The organism is Pseudomonas sp. S3_C06, from assembly GCF_054667675.1.
In genome coordinates, this window is record NZ_CP162747.1 from 2,541,777 (window position 1) to 2,561,919 (window position 20,143).

Here is a 20,143-nt window from a genome sequence, read left to right on the forward strand (position 1 = left end):
GCGACAGCAACAAAATCGATCCCACCGACGTGCCCCGCATGCCGGTGGGATTTTTCATATCTGGGCGGATACTGCCTAACCTTATGAGATACCTGCCCGTTTCGCCGACAGAACCATGACCGAACTCGTGCTTACGCTTGTCAGTGCTGCGCTGCTCAACAACTTCGTGTTGCACTGGCCGCTGGGCGTCGATCCGCTCTTGGCAGGCAATCGTCGGCAGGTGCACGCGCTGGGGTCAGCGACGCTTTGCATGATGCTGGTCGTCGGTGTGGTCGGTTACGTGATCTGGCATGGGTTGCTGGTGCCGTTGCACCTTGAAGCCCTGCGCTTGTTCGTGTTTCTGCCGTTGAGCGTTTTGCTGATCGCGCCACTGCTGAAACTGTTGGCGCGCTGCTTGCCGAATCTGCCTTTCGACGGTTTGTGGCCGTTGTTGCTGGGTAATGCCGGTGTACTCGGACTGGCGCTGATCAACGCACAAAACGATCAAGGCCTGCTGCATGCCACTGCGCTGAGTCTCGGCGCCGGGCTGGGCTTCTGGCTGGTGCTGAGCCTGTTCTGTGATTTGCGCGAGCGCACGGCCGACAACGATATTCCGCTGCCCTTTCGCGGCTTGCCGATCGATCTGATCGGTGCCGGACTGATTGCAGTGATTTTTCTCGGATTCAGTGGACTGATCAAAACATGAGTCTGATTCAACGCATCGATGCCCTCCTGCCGCAGACCCAATGCGGAAAGTGCGGCCATCCCGGATGCAAGCCGTATGCACAAGGCATCGCCGAGGGCGAGCCGATCAACAAGTGCCCGCCGGGCGGTGACGAAACCATCGCCGCACTGGCTGAACTGCTGAAAGTGCCGGTGCTGGAACTGGACATCAGTCGCGGTTCGGCGCCGCCGCAAGTGGCATACATCCGCGAAGCCGAGTGCATTGGCTGCACCAAGTGCATCCAGGCCTGCCCGATCGACGCGATTGTCGGCGCGGCGAAACTGATGCACACCGTGATCATCGATGAATGCACCGGTTGTGACCTGTGTGTCGCGCCGTGCCCGGTGGATTGCATTGAAATGCGCCCGCTGCCACTCGGCACGTTGCCGGTGGTCGGCGGCCTGGCCTTGAGTCTCGACGAGCAACGCGCCCGCGCTGCCAAACGTGATCATGCACGTCAACGTTTCGAACGACGCAATCAGCGTCTGCAACGCGAAGAACAGCACAAACAGGCTGAGCGAGAAGCGCGGGCGAAACGGTCGGCGCAACCTGAAGTGGTCGCAACCGACCCGGTGCAGGCAGCGCTGGAGCGGGTGCGTGCGCAGAAAGCGGCGACTGTGGATGCAGCACTGAAGAAAGCCAAGATCGATGTCGCGATGAGCCGTGCGCAATTGCACAAATCGTTGAAAGCTTTCGGCCATCCGCCGACATTCGAACAGCAGACGCAACTGATCGTGTTGCAGCAGCAGTTCGAAGTGGCAGAACTGGCCTTGGCGAAACTTGAAAGCAACGCAACGCCAGCGCCCCTAGTGCCCGCCCCCGCCAAAGACGCCGAGCTGAAACGGGCGAAGATCCAGTTGGCCATGCGCCGCGCCGAACTGAAAAAAGCCCAAACCGCCGAAGCGCCGCCCGAACAGATCGCCGCGCTGGAACAAGCGTTGCGCGACGCCGAGCAGGCCCTGCACGCTGCCGAAGCCACCAGCGATCAGCCATTGCCTGACTTGGTGCGGATCGAAAAGCGCCCGATCGACAGCCAGCTTCGCCAGTTGAAAACCGAATTGGCCTACGCCCGCGCGGACCTCAATAAACTCGAACGCCGCGCCGATACCCCCACTGAAATGCTCGACAAGGCCCGCGCCCGCCTGCAATACGCCGAGCGCCAGGTGCAAGACCATGTCGCCCCTTGAAACGCCGGACAGTCGCCTGCAACAGGCGATGAAGCTGGTATTGCTGGCGACGTTGCCGGGGCTGCTGGCGTTGTTCTGGTTTTACGGTTGGGGCGTGTTGATCAATCTGCTGCTGGCGATCGTCACTGCGCTGGTGGTCGAGGCTGCCGTCCTCCGCTTGCGTCGACAACCCATGCGGCCGACGCTGAGCGACGGCAGTGCGCTGGTCAGCGCAACGTTGCTGGCTGCTGCCCTGCCGCCCTACTGCCCCTGGTGGCTGACGGTGACGGCCATTGCTTCGGGCTTGCTGTTCGGCAAGCACGTGTACGGTGGCGTCGGAAAAAACCCGTTCAACCCGGCAATGCTCGGCTTCGCGCTGGCCATGGTGATGTTCCCGCAGCCGATGACCCATTGGCCGGCCCACGGCGTGGATCTGACCGCCGCTTTTCAACAGGTGTTCGGCGCAGGTGTGGCACCGGACGCCTGGGCACAGGCCACCGTGCTGGACAGCCTGCGCATCAACAAAAGCCTGACCATGGACGAATTGTTCGCCAGCAACCCGGCCTTCGGCCGCTTTGGCGGACACGGTGTGGAATGGGTGAATCTGGCGTTTCTTGCCGGCGGGCTGTTTTTGCTGCAACGCCAGGTCTTTGCCTGGCACGCTCCAGTGGGCATGCTTGCCAGCCTGTTTGTCGTCAGCCTGCTGTGCTGGAATGATTCAGGGTCGAACTCGCATGGATCGCCGCTGTTTCATCTGCTTAGCGGCGCAACCATGCTGGGTGCGTTCTTCATCATCACTGAACCGGTCTCCGGCGCGAAAAACGCGCTCGCCCGTCTGCTGTTCGGTGTTGGCGTCGGGCTGCTGACTTATTTGATTCGCACCTGGGGCGGTTACCCGGATGGCGTGGCGTTTGCGGTGCTGCTGATGAACCTTTGCGTGCCGGCGCTGGAGCGATTCGCCGCTGGCCGCCAGTCACAGGTGAATCCATGAACCGCACGGGCAGCGCGCTAATTGTGTTGATGTTGGTAGTCATTGGCTTCGGTGCGACCTACGTCTTACAGCGCATTAACGCACCGCAGATTGCCGCCGAACAGCGCTTGATCGAAAGCCGCAAACTGCTCGACCTGCTGCCGCTCGCGGCCTACGACAATCAACCGCTGGAACAGCCGTTGGCCTTGGCAGACATAACCCTGAACCACAGCACTTTGACCGGCGGTTATCGCGCGACCCGAGGCGGCCAGACCGTAGCGATCCTGCTGCGCAGCCAAACCCGGGGTTATGCGGGCGCCATCGAACTGTTGATCGCCATCGATGCCAACGGCAAATTGTTGGGCGTGAAAACTCTCCAACAGGCCGAAACGCCAGCACTCGGCGGGCATCTGGGGGACTGGCCGAACGCCTGGCTGCAGACGTTTATCGGCAAATCGAGCAATGAACCGAGCGATGCGGGCTGGGCGTTGAAAAAGGATCAAGGCCAATTCGATCAGATAGCCGGTGCGACCATCACCTCTCGCGCCGCGATCAGCACGATCCACGATGCCCTGCGTTACTTCGATGCTCATCGGGCGGCACTGCTGGGGAGCGGAACATGAACCGCTCAGCAACCCTCTCGACCGCATTGATGCTGACCCTGCTGCTTGGCACCAGTGACTCATTGGCAGGCGCACTGGGGACATTGTTGATGTTCGCCACAGTTGTGGGTCTGTATGGCCTGTGCATGCCGGCTTTGCGGTCGAGGCTCAGTGGTACAAGCGCATTACTGGCCAGCCTGTTGCTCGCCGCGACCTTCACCAGTTGTGCAGATCTTTTGGCGCAGCGCTGGTTTCTGCCCTGGCAGCAAGCATTCGGCCTGTATACAAGCCTGATCGCCTTGCAATGCGTGGTGCTGGAACACCATGGTTTCTGGCATCAATCATTGGCCGAACGCGTCAAACTCTGCGCGACGTTCGGTGGACTCATGCTGGTACTTGCAGGGCTGCGTGAACTCATCGGTCACGGAAGTCTCGGCCGGGGGCTGTCCGAATCCTGGCCAGGTCTTGTTCTGTTTAACGAAGGGCTGCACCTGATCACCTTGATCCCCGGTGCTTTTATTTTGTTGGCGCTGCTGCTGGCGGCGCGCCAGGCGTTGATTCGCCCGAACTCAATTTCCAAGGAAACACATCGTCCATGAATGCTGCAAAACGTCTGGAGATTTTCCGTCGCCTGCACGAAGACAATCCGGAGCCAAAGACCGAACTGGCCTACTCCTCGCCGTTCGAGCTGTTGATCGCCGTGATTCTTTCGGCGCAGTCGACTGACGTAGGCGTCAACAAGGCCACGGCGAAGCTGTTCCCGGTTGCCAATACGCCGGCAGCGATCCACGCGTTGGGTATCGAAGGTCTATCCGAATACATCAAAACGATCGGTCTTTACAACAGCAAGGCCAAGAACGTTATCGAAACCTGCCGCTTGCTGGTCGAGCGCCATGGCAGCGAGGTTCCGCAAACCCGTGAAGAACTCGAAGCCTTGCCGGGGGTGGGCCGCAAGACCGCCAACGTCGTACTCAACACGGCTTTCCGGCAACTGACCATGGCCGTCGACACCCACATCTTTCGTGTCAGCAACCGCACCGGCATTGCACCGGGCAAAAATGTGGTCGAGGTGGAAAAGAAGCTGATGAAGTTTGTGCCCAAGGAATTCCTGCTCGACTCTCATCACTGGCTGATCCTTCATGGTCGCTACGTGTGTCTGGCCCGCAAGCCACGCTGTGGCAGTTGCCGGATCGAAGACTTGTGCGAGTACAAGGACAAAACTTCGGACGATTGACCGGCTATTGGAATAATTGATAAGTCGATTGAAAAAATCTTTTTTACCCACCGCAGGAATATCGATATAAGGGGCGCCAAAGGCATTCTTAGCCGGGAGTTAGCTGATGAGTAGCGACAAAGAGCCACTGGATGTAGATGACGAAATCGCTGCAGAAACTGATGACGCCGAACCTGTGGTCGAGGTCGCCAAGACCAACCTGAGCAAGCGCCGAACCATCGATAACCTGCTCGAGGAGCGCCGACTGCAAAAGCAATTGGCCGAATACGATTTTGATGACTGATATTTGAAAGCCTCCTGAACCGGAGGCTTTTTACTTTCTGCAGCTAGCTGGATTCGATCGGCCCATGACCCTGTCAGCTACTACAGGCATTCAGACCAGACCATTGCGCTGCGCCAACTCGATCAGATCAACCAGGGAACGTGCATTGAGCTTCAACAACAAGCGGGTCTTGTAGGTGCTTACGGTTTTGTTGCTCAAAAACATGCCATCGGCGATTTCCTTGTTGGTCTTTCCCCGAGCCAACTGCTGCAACACCATCATTTCCCGACCGGACAGACGATCTACCATGTCGGCCTCACTGGCATTACCCAAACTGGTTCGCACCGTATGCAAAGCCTGATTGGGGAAATAACTGTAGCCCGACAATACCGCCTTGATCGCACTGAGCAATTCGGTCAGGTCCTGCTGTTTACAGACATAGCCGGCCGCCCCCGACTGCATGCAGCGCATTGAAAAATGCCCGGGAGCCTGTGAAGTCAATACCAGGACTTTAATAGGCATGGCCGTCGAAGTCAGTCGCGCAATAACTTCCAGACCATCAAGTTTCGGTATCCCAATATCCAGAATAACAATATCCGGCATTTGTTCTCGAGCCAGTTGTAACGCATCCACACCGTTATCAGTCTCTGCGATGACTTCGTAGCCATGACGTTCCATTAGCATACGCACCGCAAGACGAATGACAGGGTGATCATCCACGATCAGCACTTTATTCATGGGCAAGTCCAGTTTCGCTGTTCGAATTTTTAGAACACGCACAATAGCCCAGCCACTTGCTCTATGGCATGCCAGGATAATCATGCACTTGCATCGAAAGACATGCCCTACAGTCATTGCGGATTAATCCTACAAAAAATCGCTATCCATCTAAAAATCCGACGTCATCGCCTCCTTCGCACTCGGCAATATTGGCCTATTTACATTGTTACAGGTTACTTCCAGCAGGACTGAAATCGTGCCTCGCCACTGCGATCGATAACACCTGAGCCGCGCTGAACAGGCTCGAATCGGCGGACGCTAGCGACACTGATTCAACTTAGAAACATCAGGCAATATCAGTTCGAGAACAACACACCCTCTCGGCCAGAATATAAACACCTGAAACAAGATATTTATACCTGACCCATTGTTTTTGCTATAAAAATAAACATCTCGGAAAACAACTACCAAACAAAAACTCGACACCTACTAATACAGCAACTATGAGAAAGACCAGACAGAAGAGCCAAAGCATGTTGAAAATAAAAAGCAAAATCACCAACCCAATGACAGTCATTGCCATATTTGCCGCCATTTCGGAAACATCAGCCGCGATCTCGTTACCGTTTCTTGATAATAAGGACCGGGAAATATACGTGTGGTTTTTGATCAGCTTTCCGTTTTACTTGTTATTTCTTTTCTTTATTACACTAAACTTCAACTACCGTTCCCTCTACTCACCCTCCGACTTCGGCAAAGACAAAAACTTTCTAAAAGTAATCGATAACAATGATCGCGAAAACAAACGACACGCCTCGTCCCAGGAGCCTGCCATGCAAGGTGCATTTGGCCTATCAAGTTGTATCGTGCCGAGTGAGTCAAGCACTGTCGAACGGCAAGACGCGTGCAGAATCCACAACGCACCTGACCCACCGTCGGACATCAAGACAAAGCCGAACCTGATTGTTCAGCACAACATTCAGTTACCTGCATGGGTCAGTAACCTGCACCTCATTGATGCGAGGGATGTCGATGAAGCGAGGGAGCTGGCGACGATTCTGGAAAAAATCCGAAACCTTGACAGGAAAACTGCCCGGGTAGTCGTCTTCCTTTCCAATCACGTATCGGATGTTTTACTGACGAAAAACGCAGTGCAGCAAAGCAAGCAGGTAAAAAAGGGCTCAGGCAAGACGCTCTTTATCGTCTATAACCTGTGTTCACAAGCAGTGACGCTGATGGTACGGACATGAACGATGAGTCTCGGCGACAAGCGCGAAGACCAGAAACATGGCTTGATCAGATCCAGACAAAGAATCATGCAAAAAGGGCGACCTTGTCTCGATGACAAGGCCGCCCTTTTCATTGCGCGTCAGTCTGTAACACTCAGAACAGCTTGCGGCCCTTGTTGGCAGCAATGCGCATGCGCAGCGCGTTGAGCTTGATGAAGCCCGCCGCGTCGGCCTGGTTGTAAGCCCCGCCGTCTTCTTCGAAGGTCGCGATGTTGGAATCGAACAGCGAATCGTCGGACTTGCGGCCAGTGACGATCACGTTGCCTTTGTACAACTTCAGGCGCACAACGCCGTTCACGTTGACCTGCGAAGCGTCGATCATCTGCTGCAGCATCAGACGCTCAGGGCTCCACCAGTAACCGGTGTAGATCAGACTGGCGTATTTCGGCATCAGCTCGTCTTTGAGGTGAGCGACTTCGCGGTCCAGGGTGATCGACTCGATGGCGCGGTGAGCGCGCAGCATGATGGTGCCGCCCGGGGTTTCGTAGCAACCACGGGACTTCATGCCGACGTAACGGTTTTCAACGATGTCGAGACGGCCAATACCGTGAGCACCACCGATCTTGTTCAGCGTCGCCAGCACGGTGGCCGGAGTCATTTCGACGCCGTCCAGTGCAACGATGTCGCCATTGCGGTAGGTCAGTTCCAGGTATTGCGCTTTGTCAGGAGCGTTCTCCGGGGAGACGGTCCATTTCCACATGTCTTCTTCGTGCTCGGTCCAGGTGTCTTCCAGCACGCCGCCTTCATAGGAGATGTGCAGCAGGTTGGCGTCCATCGAGTACGGGGACTTCTTCTTGCCGTGACGCTCGATCGGGATCGCGTGCTTCTCGGCGTAGTCCATCAGCTTCTCGCGGGACAGCAGGTCCCACTCACGCCATGGTGCAATGACTTTTACGCCTGGCTTGAGTGCGTAGGCACCCAGTTCGAAACGCACCTGGTCGTTGCCCTTGCCGGTGGCGCCATGGGAAATGGCGTCAGCGCCGGTTTCGTTGGCGATTTCGATCAGACGTTTGGCGATCAGCGGACGTGCGATGGAAGTACCCAGCAGGTACTCACCTTCGTAAACGGTGTTGGCGCGGAACATCGGGAACACGAAATCACGCACGAACTCTTCGCGCAGATCGTCGATGTAGATTTCTTTGACGCCCATGGCCTGAGCCTTGGCGCGGGCCGGCTCGACCTCTTCGCCTTGACCGAGATCAGCGGTGAAGGTCACCACTTCACAGTTATAAGTATCCTGCAGCCACTTGAGGATCACCGAAGTGTCCAGGCCGCCGGAATACGCCAGAACGACCTTGTTTACGTCCGCCATGCCATCACTCCACGGGGTTCTACGGAAAGCCGAGGAGTCTACCGCTCAAACGCGATAATTTACAGAGGCGCGACAGCTTAAGACGACAAAGCGACAGAATCTGTCGAGAGCGCGACGATGACCGGCGGGTCAGGAAGTCGCTGCAGTGCTGGCTGGTGTGCTCGCTTGAGGCGCAGGCGCGGGGCTGACCGGCGCCACGCGCGCCAGTTTCACATTGACCCGACGGTTCTTCGCGCGATTGGCCGCATTGGTGTTCGGCACAATGGGATATTGCTCGCCGTGGAAACGCACGGTGATCTGCGATTCCTGAATACCATTGGCCTTGAAGAAGTCGACGACAGCCAGCGCGCGGCGGCGCGACAGTTCGCGGTTGGTCAGGCGATTGCCGCTGTTGTCGGAATGGCCGTCGAGTTCGATGTGATTGACCGTCGGATCGGCCTTCATGAATTCGAGCATTACTTGCAGCCTGGCCTTGGCGGCGGCGTCGAGGTCAACGCCCTCGCCGGGGAAGCCGATCTGCGACTGTTTGATCTGGTCAAAATTCTGCGGCAGCAATTTCGCCACACACGTCTGGTAATCATTGAAGGCTTTGCTGAATTTGACCGGCAGCAAGCGAACTTCCGAGACGCGGCCGTCGCCCGAGGCACGGCGTACAACCGGGCTACGGCCGTCCAGCAGGCCACTGATCAGACCACCGGCCTGAGACTGCGAGCTGTTGAACAACACGTTGCCGCTGCCGAGCCTGACGCTGCCCAGGTTGATGTCGCCACGGCCCGGCTGCCAAGGCGCCGCCGCCGCGAGCAAGGTCGCTGAACCGCCGCCAAGCATGGCGTTGTAGGCATTCAGACGAAATATCGCCTGCTCACCGGCCTTGCGCACGAACTCACCCGAGCCGAAATCAGTGATCGGCTGGGTCAGACGACATTCGAACTTGTCGCCGGCGACCGTCCACTCAATGTTCTCCAGACGGGTCTGGTACGTGAGCGCCATCGCGGGAAGGCTGGCAAACACACTGAGCAAGGCTAAATAACGCTGGCGCACGGGAGGCTCCATTGGCTTCTGAAACACAAAGACCGATTCACACTATGTTTACGGCATACCTACGGGATATCGGAAGGTTCCGGCAAAACTTGATAGCGAGTGCCTGCAAGAGTCTTTTCCGGTAGCATTCGCCTCAGTTTGACCCGCCTGGAATCCCCTCATGTCCGACCGCCTGACCCTGCTGCGTCCCGACGACTGGCACATTCATCTTCGCGATGGTGCCGTGTTGACCAATACCGTTGCCGATGTTGCGCGCACCTTTGGCCGCGCCATCATCATGCCCAACCTGGTACCTCCGGTGCGCAACGCCGCTGAAGCCGACGGCTATCGCCAGCGGATTCTCGCTGCCCGCCCGGCCGGCAGTCGCTTCGAGCCGCTGATGGTGCTGTACCTCACCGACCGCACCCAGCCCGAAGAAATCCGTGAGGCCAAGGCCAGCGGTTTTGTGCACGCCGCCAAGCTGTACCCGGCTGGCGCGACCACCAACTCCGATTCCGGGGTAACCAGCATCGACAAGATTTTTCCGGCGCTGGAAGCCATGGCCGAAGTCGGCATGCCGCTGTTGATCCACGGTGAAGTTACCCGTGGCGACGTCGACGTGTTCGACCGCGAAAAGATCTTTATCGATGAGCACATGCGCCGCGTGGTCGAGCGTTTTCCGACGCTGAAAGTGGTGTTTGAACACATCACCACCGGCGACGCCGTGCAGTTCGTCAACGAGGCTTCGGCCAACGTTGGCGCGACCATCACCGCGCATCACCTGCTCTACAACCGCAACCACATGCTGGTCGGCGGGATTCGGCCGCACTTCTATTGCCTGCCGATCCTCAAGCGCAATACGCACCAGGAAGCCCTGCTCGACGCCGCCACCAGTGGCAGCGCGAAGTTCTTCCTCGGCACCGATTCGGCGCCGCACGCCCAGCACGCCAAGGAAGCCGCTTGCGGTTGCGCCGGCTGCTACACCGCGTACGCCGCCATCGAGATGTACGCCGAAGCCTTCGAACAGCGTAACGCGCTGGACAAGCTCGAAGCCTTCGCCAGCCTCAACGGCCCGCGTTTCTACGGCCTGCCGGCGAACACCGATCGCATCACCCTGGTTCGTGAAGAATGGACCGCCCCGACCAGCCTGCCGTTTGGCGAGCTGACCGTTATCCCGCTGCGCGCCGGTGAAAAACTGCGCTGGCGCCTGCTGGAGGAACACGCGTGAGTGAAGACCATTTCGACGACGAACTGGACGGTCAAAGTGGTGGTGGCGGTTCCCGTCACCCAATGGCAGCACGCTTTCGCGGCTACCTGCCGGTAGTCGTCGACGTAGAAACCGGTGGCTTCAACTCGGCCACCGATGCGTTGCTGGAGATTGCCGCGACCACCATCGCCATGGATGAAAAGGGTTTCGTTTACCCGGATCACACCTACTTCTTCCGCGTTGAGCCGTTCGAAGGCGCCAACATTGAAGCGGCAGCGCTGGAGTTCACCGGGATCAAGCTCGATCACCCGCTGCGCATGGCCGTCAGCGAAGAAACCGCACTGACCGACATCTTCCGTGGCATTCGCAAAGCGTTGAAGGCCAATGGCTGCAAACGCGCGATTCTGGTTGGCCACAACAGCAGCTTCGATCTTGGCTTCCTCAACGCCGCCGTTGCGCGTCTGGACATGAAGCGCAACCCGTTCCACCCGTTCTCCAGCTTCGATACCGCGACACTGGCCGGTCTGGCATACGGTCAAACCGTACTGGCGAAAGCCTGCCAGGCCGCCGACATCGATTTCGACGGTCGTGAAGCGCACTCGGCGCGTTACGACACCGAGAAAACCGCTGAGCTGTTCTGCGGCATCGTCAACCGCTGGAAACAGATGGGCGGCTGGGAAGACTTCGACGACTGATTGTTGGTCGTCGGGTAAATCCCGCACATGAAAAAACCGGCCACAGGGGCCGGTTTTTTTGTACCTCGACGTTGCGCCTTACAGGGCAGCAGCGTTCTCGGTCAGGTAGGCAGCAACGCCTTCTGGCGAAGCGTTCATGCCTTTGTCGCCTTTTTTCCAGTTGGCAGGGCAGACTTCACCGTGCTCTTCGTGGAATTGCAGAGCGTCGACCAGACGGATCAGCTCTTCCATGTTACGGCCCAGCGGCAGGTCGTTGATGATCTGCGAGCGGACAACGCCTTTGTCGTCGATCAGGAACGCGCCACGGAAAGCCACGCCGCCTTCGGATTCAACGTCGTAAGCCTTGGCGATGTCGTGCTTCATGTCGGCAGCCATGGTGTATTTCACCTGGCCGATACCGCCATTGTTCACTGGAGTGTTGCGCCATGCGTTGTGAGTGAAGTGCGAGTCGATCGACACAGCGATCACTTCAACGTTGCGTGCCTTGAAGTCAGCCATGCGGTTGTCCAGAGCGATCAGCTCGGAAGGGCAGACGAAGGTGAAGTCCAGTGGGTAGAAGAACACCAGGCCGTATTTGCCTTTGATGGCCGAGGACAGGGTGAAGCTGTCAACGATCTCGCCATTGCCGAGTACGGCCGGGACGGTGAAGTCAGGGGCTTGTTTGCCTACGAGTACGCTCATTGATATCTCCTGGTGTAAAAACTTGAAGTTCAGGGTTCGCGCCAGCCTGCCACCCTCAGGCGACAGCCCTGTGACACGAACCCCCTTCGCAAGGGCCGACCATCATACACTGCGAATTTGGCCTGTCCTTAACGGTTTTTTAAAGCAGGCGCAGAACGGCGCTGCATTTACGGGGCCAGGCAAATCGCCAGTAATCACCGTTCGTCAGTCACCGCGCTCAATCGGCTAAAGCCTTCCGAAAGCACTTTGACAATCATTCTCGTTAACATTAAGATCCATCGCAATTGAGTCACAACCAGCGACGGTTCTCACTTATGTATGTTTGTCTCTGCACTGGCGTCACCGACGGACAGATCCGCGAAGCGATCTATGAAGGTTGCTGCAGCTATAAAGAAGTTCGCCAGGCCACCGGCGTCGCCAGCCAATGCGGCAAATGTGCCTGCCTTGCCAAGGAAGTCGTACGCGAAACCCTGACCAAGCTGCAAACCGCTCAGGCCGCGATCCCCTATCCGGTAGAATTTACTGCTGCGTAATAACACCCCATTTCAAAGAACCGGACTTATGTCCGGTTTTTTTATGCCTGTAAATCAATTGCTTAGGCTCCAGACGCGGAACACAAACATTCTTATTCCGATTAATTTTCATATATTATTCAATAACTTAGGTTTGACACTTATAAGTACGAAGCTCAAACTCCGCCTTATATACAGCTATTACAGGGCAGGACTCCGATCATGAAAGGCGACATTACAGTCATCCAGCATCTCAACAAGATCCTTGCCAATGAGCTGGTCGCGATCAATCAGTACTTCCTGCATGCACGCATGTATGAAGATTGGGGCCTGAACAAGCTCGGCAAGCACGAATACAAAGAATCCATCGACGAGATGAAACACGCGGACAAGCTGATCAAGCGCATCCTGTTCCTCGAAGGCCTGCCGAACGTGCAGGATCTGGGCAAGCTGCACATCGGCGAGCACACCAAGGAAATGCTGGAGTGCGACCTGCGTATCGAGAAGACCGGCCACGCTGACCTGAAGACCGCGATCGCGCATTGCGAGACCGTCGGTGACTTCGGTAGCCGTGAACTGCTTGAAGACATTCTCGAATCCGAAGAAGAACATATCGACTGGCTGGAAACCCAACTGGGCCTGATCGATAAAGTCGGTCTTGAGAACTATCTGCAATCGCAGATGGGCGAAGAGTAAGAGCTGCCGAAGGCTGCGATCTTTTCAGATTGCACCGGCAACTTGCAGTAACGTTTCGAACGCACTAAAAAGCCCCGCCCTCTTTCGAGTGGCGGGGCTTTTTATTGGCTGGAGATCAAAAGATCGCAGCCTCGTTTCACTCGACAGCTCCTACACCAGCAGCTGTCGCATGAAACCTGGTCAATCAGGCTTCGGACTTGTTCGCCGCTGCCGCTTCAACAGCCGACTTGATGGTGCTTTGCAGCGAACCGTCTGCAGCCATCTCGGTCATGATGTCGCTACCGCCGACCAGCTCACCGCCGACCCACAGTTGCGGGAAAGTCGGCCAGTTGGCGTATTTAGGCAGGTTGGCGCGGATTTCCGGGTTCTGCAGGATGTCCACGTACGCAAACTTTTCGCCACACGCCATCACAGCCTGTGCAGCTTTCGCAGAGAAGCCGCACTGCGGGGCATTCGGCGAGCCTTTCATGTAAAGCAGAATGGTGTTGTTGGCAATCTGCTCTTTAATCGTTTCGATGATATCCATGGAGCACCTCGGCTGAACTTTCCGACTCATGGGTCGGCACGGTGACGCATTGTAACGGAATCCCGAGCGCCATGCTCGGTCTCCCCGACAGTCATGCTCAAGCCGCAGCCACCGTCACCGGCACGCCATTCAACGCTGCATTGCCGGACAACTCGTCGAGCTGACATTCATCAGTCAGGTCGTTTGCGCTCGAGCCAGGCTGACTACTGGCAATCGCCATCTGCACGCCTGGCCGTGCATGACCCCAGCCATGTGGCAGGCTGACCACACCTCTCATCATGTCGAGGCTGCCGAGCACTTCGACTTCGATTTGCCCGACCCGCGAACTGACGCGCACCCATTGACCATCGTTGAGCCCGCGGCTGGCAAGATCGTCCGGGTGCATCAGCAACTGATGACGCGGCTTGCCCTTCACCAGACGGTGATAGTTGTGCATCCACGAATTGTTGCTGCGTACGTGGCGACGACCAATCATCAACAGTTCATCTGCAGCGGGCGCCTGCAACGCGGCGAAGCGTACGAGGTCAGCGAGAATCTCTGGCGGCGCAGCCTGCACATGTTGGTTCGGTGTTTTCAGGCGCGAGGCCAGATTCGCTTTCAACGCGCCCAGATCAATACCATGGGGATGATCGAACAGCGTCGCCAACGAGAGTTTCTGCTCGGAGGCGTCACCGTACAGGCCCATGCGCAAGCCCATGTCGATCATCTTCGCCGGCGGCATGGTCGGCTTCAGCTCTTTACCGGTCTTCTCGGCAAAGGCCTTGGCCAGGCCAACAAAAATCTCCCAGTCATGCAGCGCGCCTTCAGGCTTGGCGAGAATTGCACGATTGAAGCGAGTCACGTTACGTACCGCGAACAGGTTAAACGTGGTGTCGTAGTGATCATTCTCCAGCGCCGAGGTCGACGGCAGGATCAAGTCGGCGTAACGCGTGGTTTCGTTGATGTAGAGGTCAATGCTGACCATGAACTCCAGGCCGTCCAGCGCTTGTTCCAGTTGCCGCCCGTTCGGCGTCGACAACACCGGATTGCCGGCCACAGTGATCAGCGCACGGATCTGCCCCTCGCCTTCGGTGAGCATTTCTTCGGCCAGCGCCGAGACCGGCAACTCTCCGCCGTATTCAGGACGACCCGAGACACGGCTTTGCCATTTGTTGAAATGCCCGCCCGAGGTCGATGCCACCAGGTCCACGGCGGGTTCGGTGCATAACGCGCCGCCTACCCGGTCGAGATTGCCGGTGACCAGATTGATCAACTGCACCACCCAGTGGCACAGCGTGCCAAAGGCCTGGGTTGAAACCCCCATGCGGCCGTAGCAAACCGCACTCGGCGCGGCAGCGAAGTCGCGGGCCAGTTGACGGATCTGTTCGGCAGGCACGGCGCACAACGGGCTCATGGCTTCAGCGGTGAACGACGCTACCGCCCCGCGCACGGCCTCGAGCCCATCGACCGGCAAATGACTGTCGCGGGTCAGGCCTTCACTGAACAGCGTATTAAGCACGCCAAACAACAACGCGGCATCCCCTCCCGGACGCACGAACAGATGCTGATCAGCCATCGCCGCCGTCTCGCTTCGCCGTGGATCGACCACCACGACCTTACCACCGCGAGCTTGAATAGCTTTTAAACGTTTTTCGACATCCGGCACGGTCATGATGCTGCCGTTGGAGGCCAGCGGATTACCACCGAGGATCAACATGAAATCGGTGTGATCGATGTCCGGAATCGGCAGCAGCAAGCCGTGGCCGTACATCAGGTAACTGCTCAGGTGATGCGGCAACTGATCGACCGAGGTCGCCGAGAAGCGATTGCGCGTCTTCAGCAAACCGAGGAAATAATTGCTGTGGGTCATCAGCCCGTAGTTGTGCACGCTCGGGTTGCCCTGATAGACCGCCACGGCGTTCTGGCCATGACGCTCCTGAATCGCCGCCAGCTTCTCGGCAACCAGCGCAAACGCTTCGTCCCACTCGATCGGCAGCCATTCGCTGCCCACACGGCGCATTGGCTGACGCAGGCGATCCGGATCGTTCTGGATATCTTGCAGCGCCACGGCTTTGGGGCAGATGTGGCCACGACTGAAGGTGTCGAGCGCATCGCCCTTGATCGAGGTGATCGCGACATTGCCATCGGTTTCGGTGGTCTCGATGGTCAGACCGCAAATGGCCTCACACAGGTGGCAGGCACGGTGATGGAGAGTCTTGGTCATGGCCAGTCTCTGTCTTGTTCTGGGCGGGTAATGACACCCGCGGGAACAAAACTATGGCCCGAGTGATGAAGCAGCGCCAGCGACGTTCGTCTTGTGAATCGGCGCCTATCAGGTGCGCCGATATACCGCCGCGCTCAACTCGATGGAAGCTGCGGAGGTGCTGCCAGCTGGATTTCCTGGATGGTTTCGATCTGCTCGTGGGCGACGTGAACGCCGGTGAGTTCGCCGATCAATCGCCAGTGTTCGTCGAGCCCAGCGCTAATCGTTGCCATGCGATCGATCATGTGGCGGCCGGCGCTCTTGACGACTTCGTCTTCGCTGCGCAGCAGTTCGAACGACATTGAGGTCACCGACGCGGTGAGGTGGGTCAGAGAGCGAGCCGTGTGGCCCAGCAATTCCATTAACAGTTTTTCTTTCGATTCCATGAGGAGGCTTCCTGCGTCGCTCGAAACTTATTTATAACCCAGCACTTTGCTTTAGCAAATGTTTCAACCTGAGCATCCGACCAAATGATGGCATGGCGCCACGGTCGTAAACCGACCCAAGCGACACGATCCCCGCCACGCCGCATTGCCAAGCCCCGCGAGGCCAGTGTACAAAGGGACTCGCTGCTGTCCTGAACCCGGCTTCAAATACGCGACTGCAACATTCAGTGCGCCCTTCGATTTCCGCAAAAACTGTAGCCTATTGGAAAAGCGCGACATTTAGTGTCAATATCGCGCCTTCCCCTATTTCGTCGCCCCGTGCGGCTTACGCCGCAGGTCTCGCCCGTTGTTCCGTTAAACAAGGCTTTGAGCATCTGCGGTTTGTAGCAAAAAGGTAGTCAATGATGAGCGCAAGGCACTTTCTCTCCCTGATGGATTGCACGCCCGAAGAGCTGGTCAGCGTGATCCGTCGAGGCGTTGAGCTCAAGGACCTGCGTAACCGCGGCGTACTGTTTGAGCCTCTGAAAAACCGTGTACTGGGCATGATCTTCGAGAAGTCCTCGACCCGTACCCGTATCTCCTTCGAGGCCGGCATGATTCAGCTCGGCGGCCAGGCGATCTTCCTCTCGCCGCGTGACACCCAACTGGGTCGTGGCGAGCCGATCGGCGACTGCGCCATCGTCATGTCGAGCATGCTCGATGCGGTGATGATCCGTACCTTTGCCCACAGCACCTTGACCGAATTTGCGGCCAACTCGCGCGTGCCGGTGATCAACGGCCTGTCCGATGATCTGCACCCGTGTCAGCTGCTGGCCGACATGCAGACATTCCTTGAACACCGTGGCTCGATTCAGGGCAAAACCGTGGCCTGGATCGGCGACGGCAACAACATGTGCAACAGCTATATAGAAGCAGCGATGCAGTTCGACTTCCAGTTGCGCATCGCTTGCCCGCAAGGCTACGAGCCCAACCCTGAGTTCGTCGCCAAGGCCGGCGATCGCGTGACCATCGTTCGCGATCCGCAAGACGCCGTGCGTGGCGCGCATCTGGTGAGCACCGACGTCTGGACTTCGATGGGTCAGGAAGAGGAAACTGCCAAGCGCCTCAAGCTGTTCGCCCCGTTCCAGGTCAACCGTGCTTTGCTCGACCTCGCTGCCGAGGACGTGCTGTTCATGCATTGTTTGCCTGCGCACCGTGGCGAGGAAATCAGCCTCGACCTGCTTGATGACCCGCGCTCCGTCGCCTGGGATCAGGCAGAAAACCGTCTCCACGCACAGAAGGCCCTGCTCGAGTTCCTCGTTGAACCGGCATATCACCACGCATGAGCCATGAATTACTGCTGAACCTGCGCAACCTCGCTTGCGGCTACCAAGATCAACGTGTGGTGCAGAACCTTAATCTGCACCTTAATGCCGGTGACATCGGCTGCCTGCTCGGTTCGTCCGGCTGCGGCAAGACCACGACCCTGCGCGCCATCGCCGGTTTCGAACCGGTGCACGAAGGTGAAATCACCCTCGGTGGCGAAACCATCTCCAGCGCCGGCTTCACCCTGGCGCCGGAGAAACGCCGGATCGGCATGGTGTTCCAGGACTACGCGCTGTTTCCGCACCTGAGCGTTGCCGACAACATTGCCTTCGGCATTCGCAAGCATCCGAACAAGGAACGCGTGACCGAAGAACTGCTGGAACTGGTCAACCTGAAGAACCTCGGCAAGCGCTTCCCGCACGAATTGTCCGGCGGCCAGCAACAGCGTGTCGCCCTCGCCCGTGCCTTGGCGCCGGAGCCGCAATTACTGCTGCTCGACGAGCCGTTCTCCAACCTTGATGGAGAACTGCGCCGCAAGCTCAGCCAAGAGGTGCGCGACATTCTCAAGGCCCGTGGCACCAGCGCAATTCTGGTGACCCACGACCAGGAAGAAGCCTTCGCCGTCAGCGATCACGTCGGTGTATTCAAGGAAGGTCGACTGGAGCAGTGGGACACGCCGTACAACCTGTATCACGAACCGGCAACGCCGTACGTGGCCAGCTTCATCGGTCAGGGTTATTTCATTCGCGGCCAGTTGGGCAGCCCGGAATCGGTGCAGACTGAACTGGGTGAGCTGCGCGGCAATCGGGCTTATACCTGGCCGATTGGCGGGGCTGTGGATGTGTTGCTGCGTCCGGATGACATTGTTTATGCGCCGGACAGTGGGTTGAAAGCGCGGATTGTCGGCAAGACCTTCCTTGGGGCGTCGACGCTGTATCGTCTGCAATTGCGGACGGGGGCGCAGCTGGAATCGATTTTCCCTAGTCATGCGGATCACCATGTCGGTGCGGAAGTGGGGATTCGGGTTGCGGCTGAACACCTCGTATTGTTCCAGGCATCTGGCAGCACCGCTGCGCAGATCCCGGCAGTGGAAAACGGCGTCCGCCGCTACAGCACTGCCCTCTGACCAACACCGGATCCCACTGTAGGAGTGAGCCTGCTCGCGATAGCGGTGCATCAGTCAAATCATCTGTGACGGATGTATCGCTATCGCGAGCAGGCTCACTCCTACAGGGTTTTGCGTTAACCCAGGATCAAGGTGCCGCTGGCAACCAGCGTCGCATTGCCGCCAATCTTCACTCGCTCGCCTTCCAGCCGACAAAACAACTCCCCGCCCCGCGCCGAGCGCTGGCAAGCGGTCAGGCTCGATTTGCCCAGACGCTTGGACCAATACGGGATCAGGCTGCAATGCGTCGACCCGGTCACCGGATCTTCATTGATGCCAATCGCCGGCGCAAAATAGCGCGAGACGAAGTCGTGCTGATTACCCCGCGCCGTGACGATAGCGCCCAGCCACGGCAGCTTGGCCAACGCCACCATGTCCGGCTTGCAATCGAGCACGGCCTGCTCCGATTCCAGTACCACAAACAGTTCGTTGGAGCCGAGCACATCAACCGCTTCGACACCCAGCGCCCGCTCAACGTCGACAGTCACACCAATCTCAGACGGCATGATCGACGGGAAATCCAGCCACAACCGATCACCTTCCCGCGTGACGCTCAGCGGGCCGGATTGACAGGTAAAGTCGATACGACCGGCGCTTTCCTTGTAAATTTCGAACAGCACATAAGCGCTGGCCAGCGTGGCGTGGCCGCACAGTGGCACTTCAGTAGTCGGGGTGAACCAGCGGATATGCCAGGCCGATCCCTCACGCACCAGAAACGCAGTTTCCGCCAGATTGTGCTCGGCGGCGATCTTCTGCATCAGCTCATCCGCGAGCCAGGCATCCAGCCGATAGACCATCGCCGGATTGCCACTGAACGGCCGATCACTGAACGCATCGACCTGATGAAACTCGAGCTGCATAACCTTCTCCCTAAGTCAGTCGGCAGAGCATGCAACCACGAGGCGATCAGCGCCAGTGACAGAACCGGCCAATTTTCTGCATACAGCGATAACGGTCACGTGCGGCCGATATCGGCAAATTTCGCCTGGGTATGTTCGGCGAGCACGGCGGGTGCCAGTTCCACCTCCAGGCCTCGCCGACCGGCGCTGACATAAATAGTCGCAAAACCCTGAGCCGAGTCATCAATAAAGGTACGCAGGCGCTTCTTCTGCCCCAACGGGCTGATGCCACCCAACAGATAACCGGTGGAGCGTTGTGCGGCTGCCGGGTCAGCCATCTCGGCTTTTTTCACCCCCGCGGCATGCGCCAGACCTTTGAGGTCGAGGCTTCCGACGACCGGCACCACCGCCACCAGCAACTCGCCTTTTTCGCTGGCCGCCAACAAGGTTTTAAACACCTGCGCTGGCTCCAGCGCCAGTTTTTCCGCGGCCTCCAGCCCATAGGATGCGGCCTTGGGGTCATGTTCGTAACTGTGCACGCGATGTTCGGCACGAACTTTTTTCAACAAGTCCAACGCAGGGGTCATGGCAGCTCCAGGCTCGGCAGTGAC

At 57.9% G+C, this 20,143-nt stretch carries 23 protein-coding genes; 14 read left to right on the plus strand and 9 right to left on the minus strand.

Features of this window, described 5'->3' with window-relative positions; genetic code table 11:
- Positions 1 to 115 precede the first annotated feature (115 nt).
- The 7 genes from AB4N44_RS11110 to AB4N44_RS11140 all read left to right on the plus strand — a co-directional run bounded on the left by AB4N44_RS11110 (position 116) and on the right by AB4N44_RS11140 (position 4,958).
- Positions 116 to 685 carry an electron transport complex protein RnfA gene (locus AB4N44_RS11110; protein ID WP_150774273.1) on the plus strand — a complete coding sequence of 190 codons (570 nt, stop codon included), beginning with the start codon at positions 116 to 118 and terminating at the stop codon, positions 683 to 685.
- Positions 682 to 1,890: an electron transport complex subunit RsxB gene (gene rsxB / locus AB4N44_RS11115; protein WP_460108922.1), complete on the plus strand. Its 1,209-nt coding sequence runs from the start codon at positions 682 to 684 to the stop codon at positions 1,888 to 1,890. Before AB4N44_RS11110 ends, rsxB begins: the two co-directional genes overlap by 4 nt.
- Complete coding sequence (locus AB4N44_RS11120; protein ID WP_460108920.1) at positions 1,877 to 2,860, plus strand: RnfABCDGE type electron transport complex subunit D; 984 nt, start codon at positions 1,877 to 1,879, stop codon at positions 2,858 to 2,860. The genes rsxB and AB4N44_RS11120 overlap by 14 nt, the downstream gene beginning before the upstream one ends.
- Positions 2,857 to 3,462, plus strand: coding sequence for an RnfABCDGE type electron transport complex subunit G (locus AB4N44_RS11125; protein ID WP_460108918.1), 606 nt, complete (start codon positions 2,857 to 2,859; stop codon positions 3,460 to 3,462). Before AB4N44_RS11120 ends, AB4N44_RS11125 begins: the two co-directional genes overlap by 4 nt.
- Positions 3,459 to 4,040 (plus strand): Rnf-Nqr domain containing protein, encoded by a 582-nt coding sequence (locus AB4N44_RS11130; protein ID WP_460108917.1) that lies wholly within the window; start codon positions 3,459 to 3,461, stop codon positions 4,038 to 4,040. Before AB4N44_RS11125 ends, AB4N44_RS11130 begins: the two co-directional genes overlap by 4 nt.
- Positions 4,037 to 4,675: an endonuclease III gene (nth, locus tag AB4N44_RS11135; RefSeq protein WP_034153506.1), complete on the plus strand. Its 639-nt coding sequence runs from the start codon at positions 4,037 to 4,039 to the stop codon at positions 4,673 to 4,675. Before AB4N44_RS11130 ends, nth begins: the two co-directional genes overlap by 4 nt.
- Before the next feature lie 106 nt (positions 4,676 to 4,781).
- Entirely contained in the window at positions 4,782 to 4,958 is a 177-nt protein-coding gene (locus tag AB4N44_RS11140; protein WP_316917023.1) for a PA3496 family putative envelope integrity protein, read from the plus strand.
- Positions 4,959 to 5,048: 90 nt separating this feature from the next.
- On the opposite strand, the gene AB4N44_RS11145 is transcribed toward AB4N44_RS11140, so the two are convergent.
- Positions 5,049 to 5,675 (minus strand): response regulator transcription factor, encoded by a 627-nt coding sequence (locus tag AB4N44_RS11145; protein ID WP_007916656.1) that lies wholly within the window; start codon positions 5,673 to 5,675, stop codon positions 5,049 to 5,051.
- A gap of 515 nt (positions 5,676 to 6,190) precedes the next feature.
- On the opposite strand from AB4N44_RS11145, the gene AB4N44_RS11150 reads away from it, so the two are divergent.
- The gene (locus AB4N44_RS11150) at positions 6,191 to 6,907 is read left to right on the plus strand and encodes a hypothetical protein (protein WP_460108915.1); all 717 of its coding nucleotides are present in this window, start codon (positions 6,191 to 6,193) and stop codon (positions 6,905 to 6,907) included.
- 133 nt (positions 6,908 to 7,040) lie between these two features.
- Here AB4N44_RS11150 and AB4N44_RS11155 read toward each other — a convergent pair whose 3' ends face one another.
- Positions 7,041 to 8,258, minus strand: coding sequence for an argininosuccinate synthase (locus AB4N44_RS11155; protein ID WP_007916658.1), 1,218 nt, complete (start codon positions 8,256 to 8,258; stop codon positions 7,041 to 7,043).
- A 129-nt stretch (positions 8,259 to 8,387) separates the two neighbouring features.
- On the minus strand, positions 8,388 to 9,299 hold the full coding sequence (locus AB4N44_RS11160) for a flagellar protein MotY (RefSeq protein ID WP_127929598.1): 912 nt from the start codon (positions 9,297 to 9,299) through the stop codon (positions 8,388 to 8,390).
- Between the two features lie 160 nt (positions 9,300 to 9,459).
- On the opposite strand from AB4N44_RS11160, the gene pyrC reads away from it, so the two are divergent.
- Both pyrC and rnt read left to right on the plus strand, forming a co-directional pair.
- Positions 9,460 to 10,506, plus strand: coding sequence for a dihydroorotase (gene pyrC / locus AB4N44_RS11165; protein WP_093430577.1), 1,047 nt, complete (start codon positions 9,460 to 9,462; stop codon positions 10,504 to 10,506).
- A complete protein-coding gene (rnt, locus tag AB4N44_RS11170; RefSeq protein ID WP_007916667.1) occupies positions 10,503 to 11,180 on the plus strand; it encodes a ribonuclease T in 678 nt (225 codons plus the stop codon). Before pyrC ends, rnt begins: the two co-directional genes overlap by 4 nt.
- 78 nt (positions 11,181 to 11,258) lie before the next feature.
- Here rnt and AB4N44_RS11175 read toward each other — a convergent pair whose 3' ends face one another.
- Positions 11,259 to 11,861 carry a peroxiredoxin gene (locus AB4N44_RS11175; protein ID WP_003227723.1) on the minus strand — a complete coding sequence of 201 codons (603 nt, stop codon included), beginning with the start codon at positions 11,859 to 11,861 and terminating at the stop codon, positions 11,259 to 11,261.
- A 314-nt stretch (positions 11,862 to 12,175) separates the two neighbouring features.
- Here AB4N44_RS11175 and AB4N44_RS11180 point away from each other — a divergent pair, with 314 nt between their 5' ends.
- Positions 12,176 to 12,394, plus strand: coding sequence for a bacterioferritin-associated ferredoxin (locus tag AB4N44_RS11180; protein ID WP_003227725.1), 219 nt, complete (start codon positions 12,176 to 12,178; stop codon positions 12,392 to 12,394).
- Between the two features lie 201 nt (positions 12,395 to 12,595).
- Positions 12,596 to 13,069, plus strand: a complete 474-nt coding sequence (bfr, locus tag AB4N44_RS11185) for a bacterioferritin (protein ID WP_007916671.1) — start codon at positions 12,596 to 12,598, stop codon at positions 13,067 to 13,069.
- A 184-nt stretch (positions 13,070 to 13,253) separates the two neighbouring features.
- On the opposite strand, the gene grxD is transcribed toward bfr, so the two are convergent.
- The 3 genes from grxD to AB4N44_RS11200 all read right to left on the minus strand — a co-directional run bounded on the left by grxD (position 13,254) and on the right by AB4N44_RS11200 (position 16,223).
- A complete protein-coding gene (gene grxD / locus AB4N44_RS11190) occupies positions 13,254 to 13,595 on the minus strand; it encodes a Grx4 family monothiol glutaredoxin (protein WP_008079424.1) in 342 nt (113 codons plus the stop codon).
- A gap of 97 nt (positions 13,596 to 13,692) precedes the next feature.
- Complete coding sequence (locus AB4N44_RS11195) at positions 13,693 to 15,798, minus strand: molybdopterin oxidoreductase family protein (protein ID WP_127929599.1); 2,106 nt, start codon at positions 15,796 to 15,798, stop codon at positions 13,693 to 13,695.
- A 134-nt stretch (positions 15,799 to 15,932) separates the two neighbouring features.
- Positions 15,933 to 16,223, minus strand: coding sequence for a hypothetical protein (locus AB4N44_RS11200; RefSeq protein ID WP_007916677.1), 291 nt, complete (start codon positions 16,221 to 16,223; stop codon positions 15,933 to 15,935).
- A 404-nt stretch (positions 16,224 to 16,627) separates the two neighbouring features.
- Here AB4N44_RS11200 and argF point away from each other — a divergent pair, with 404 nt between their 5' ends.
- Both argF and AB4N44_RS11210 read left to right on the plus strand, forming a co-directional pair.
- Positions 16,628 to 17,548 (plus strand): ornithine carbamoyltransferase, encoded by a 921-nt coding sequence (gene argF / locus AB4N44_RS11205; RefSeq protein WP_127929600.1) that lies wholly within the window; start codon positions 16,628 to 16,630, stop codon positions 17,546 to 17,548.
- Entirely contained in the window at positions 17,545 to 18,654 is a 1,110-nt protein-coding gene (locus AB4N44_RS11210; protein WP_460108913.1) for an ABC transporter ATP-binding protein, read from the plus strand. Before argF ends, AB4N44_RS11210 begins: the two co-directional genes overlap by 4 nt.
- Before the next feature lie 116 nt (positions 18,655 to 18,770).
- Here AB4N44_RS11210 and AB4N44_RS11215 read toward each other — a convergent pair whose 3' ends face one another.
- Together AB4N44_RS11215 and ybaK are read right to left on the minus strand one after the other, a co-directional pair.
- Entirely contained in the window at positions 18,771 to 19,553 is a 783-nt protein-coding gene (locus AB4N44_RS11215; protein WP_160041655.1) for a PhzF family phenazine biosynthesis protein, read from the minus strand.
- Positions 19,554 to 19,648: 95 nt separating this feature from the next.
- Positions 19,649 to 20,119 (minus strand): Cys-tRNA(Pro) deacylase, encoded by a 471-nt coding sequence (ybaK, locus tag AB4N44_RS11220; RefSeq protein ID WP_127929603.1) that lies wholly within the window; start codon positions 20,117 to 20,119, stop codon positions 19,649 to 19,651.
- Positions 20,120 to 20,143: the final 24 nt, after the last annotated feature.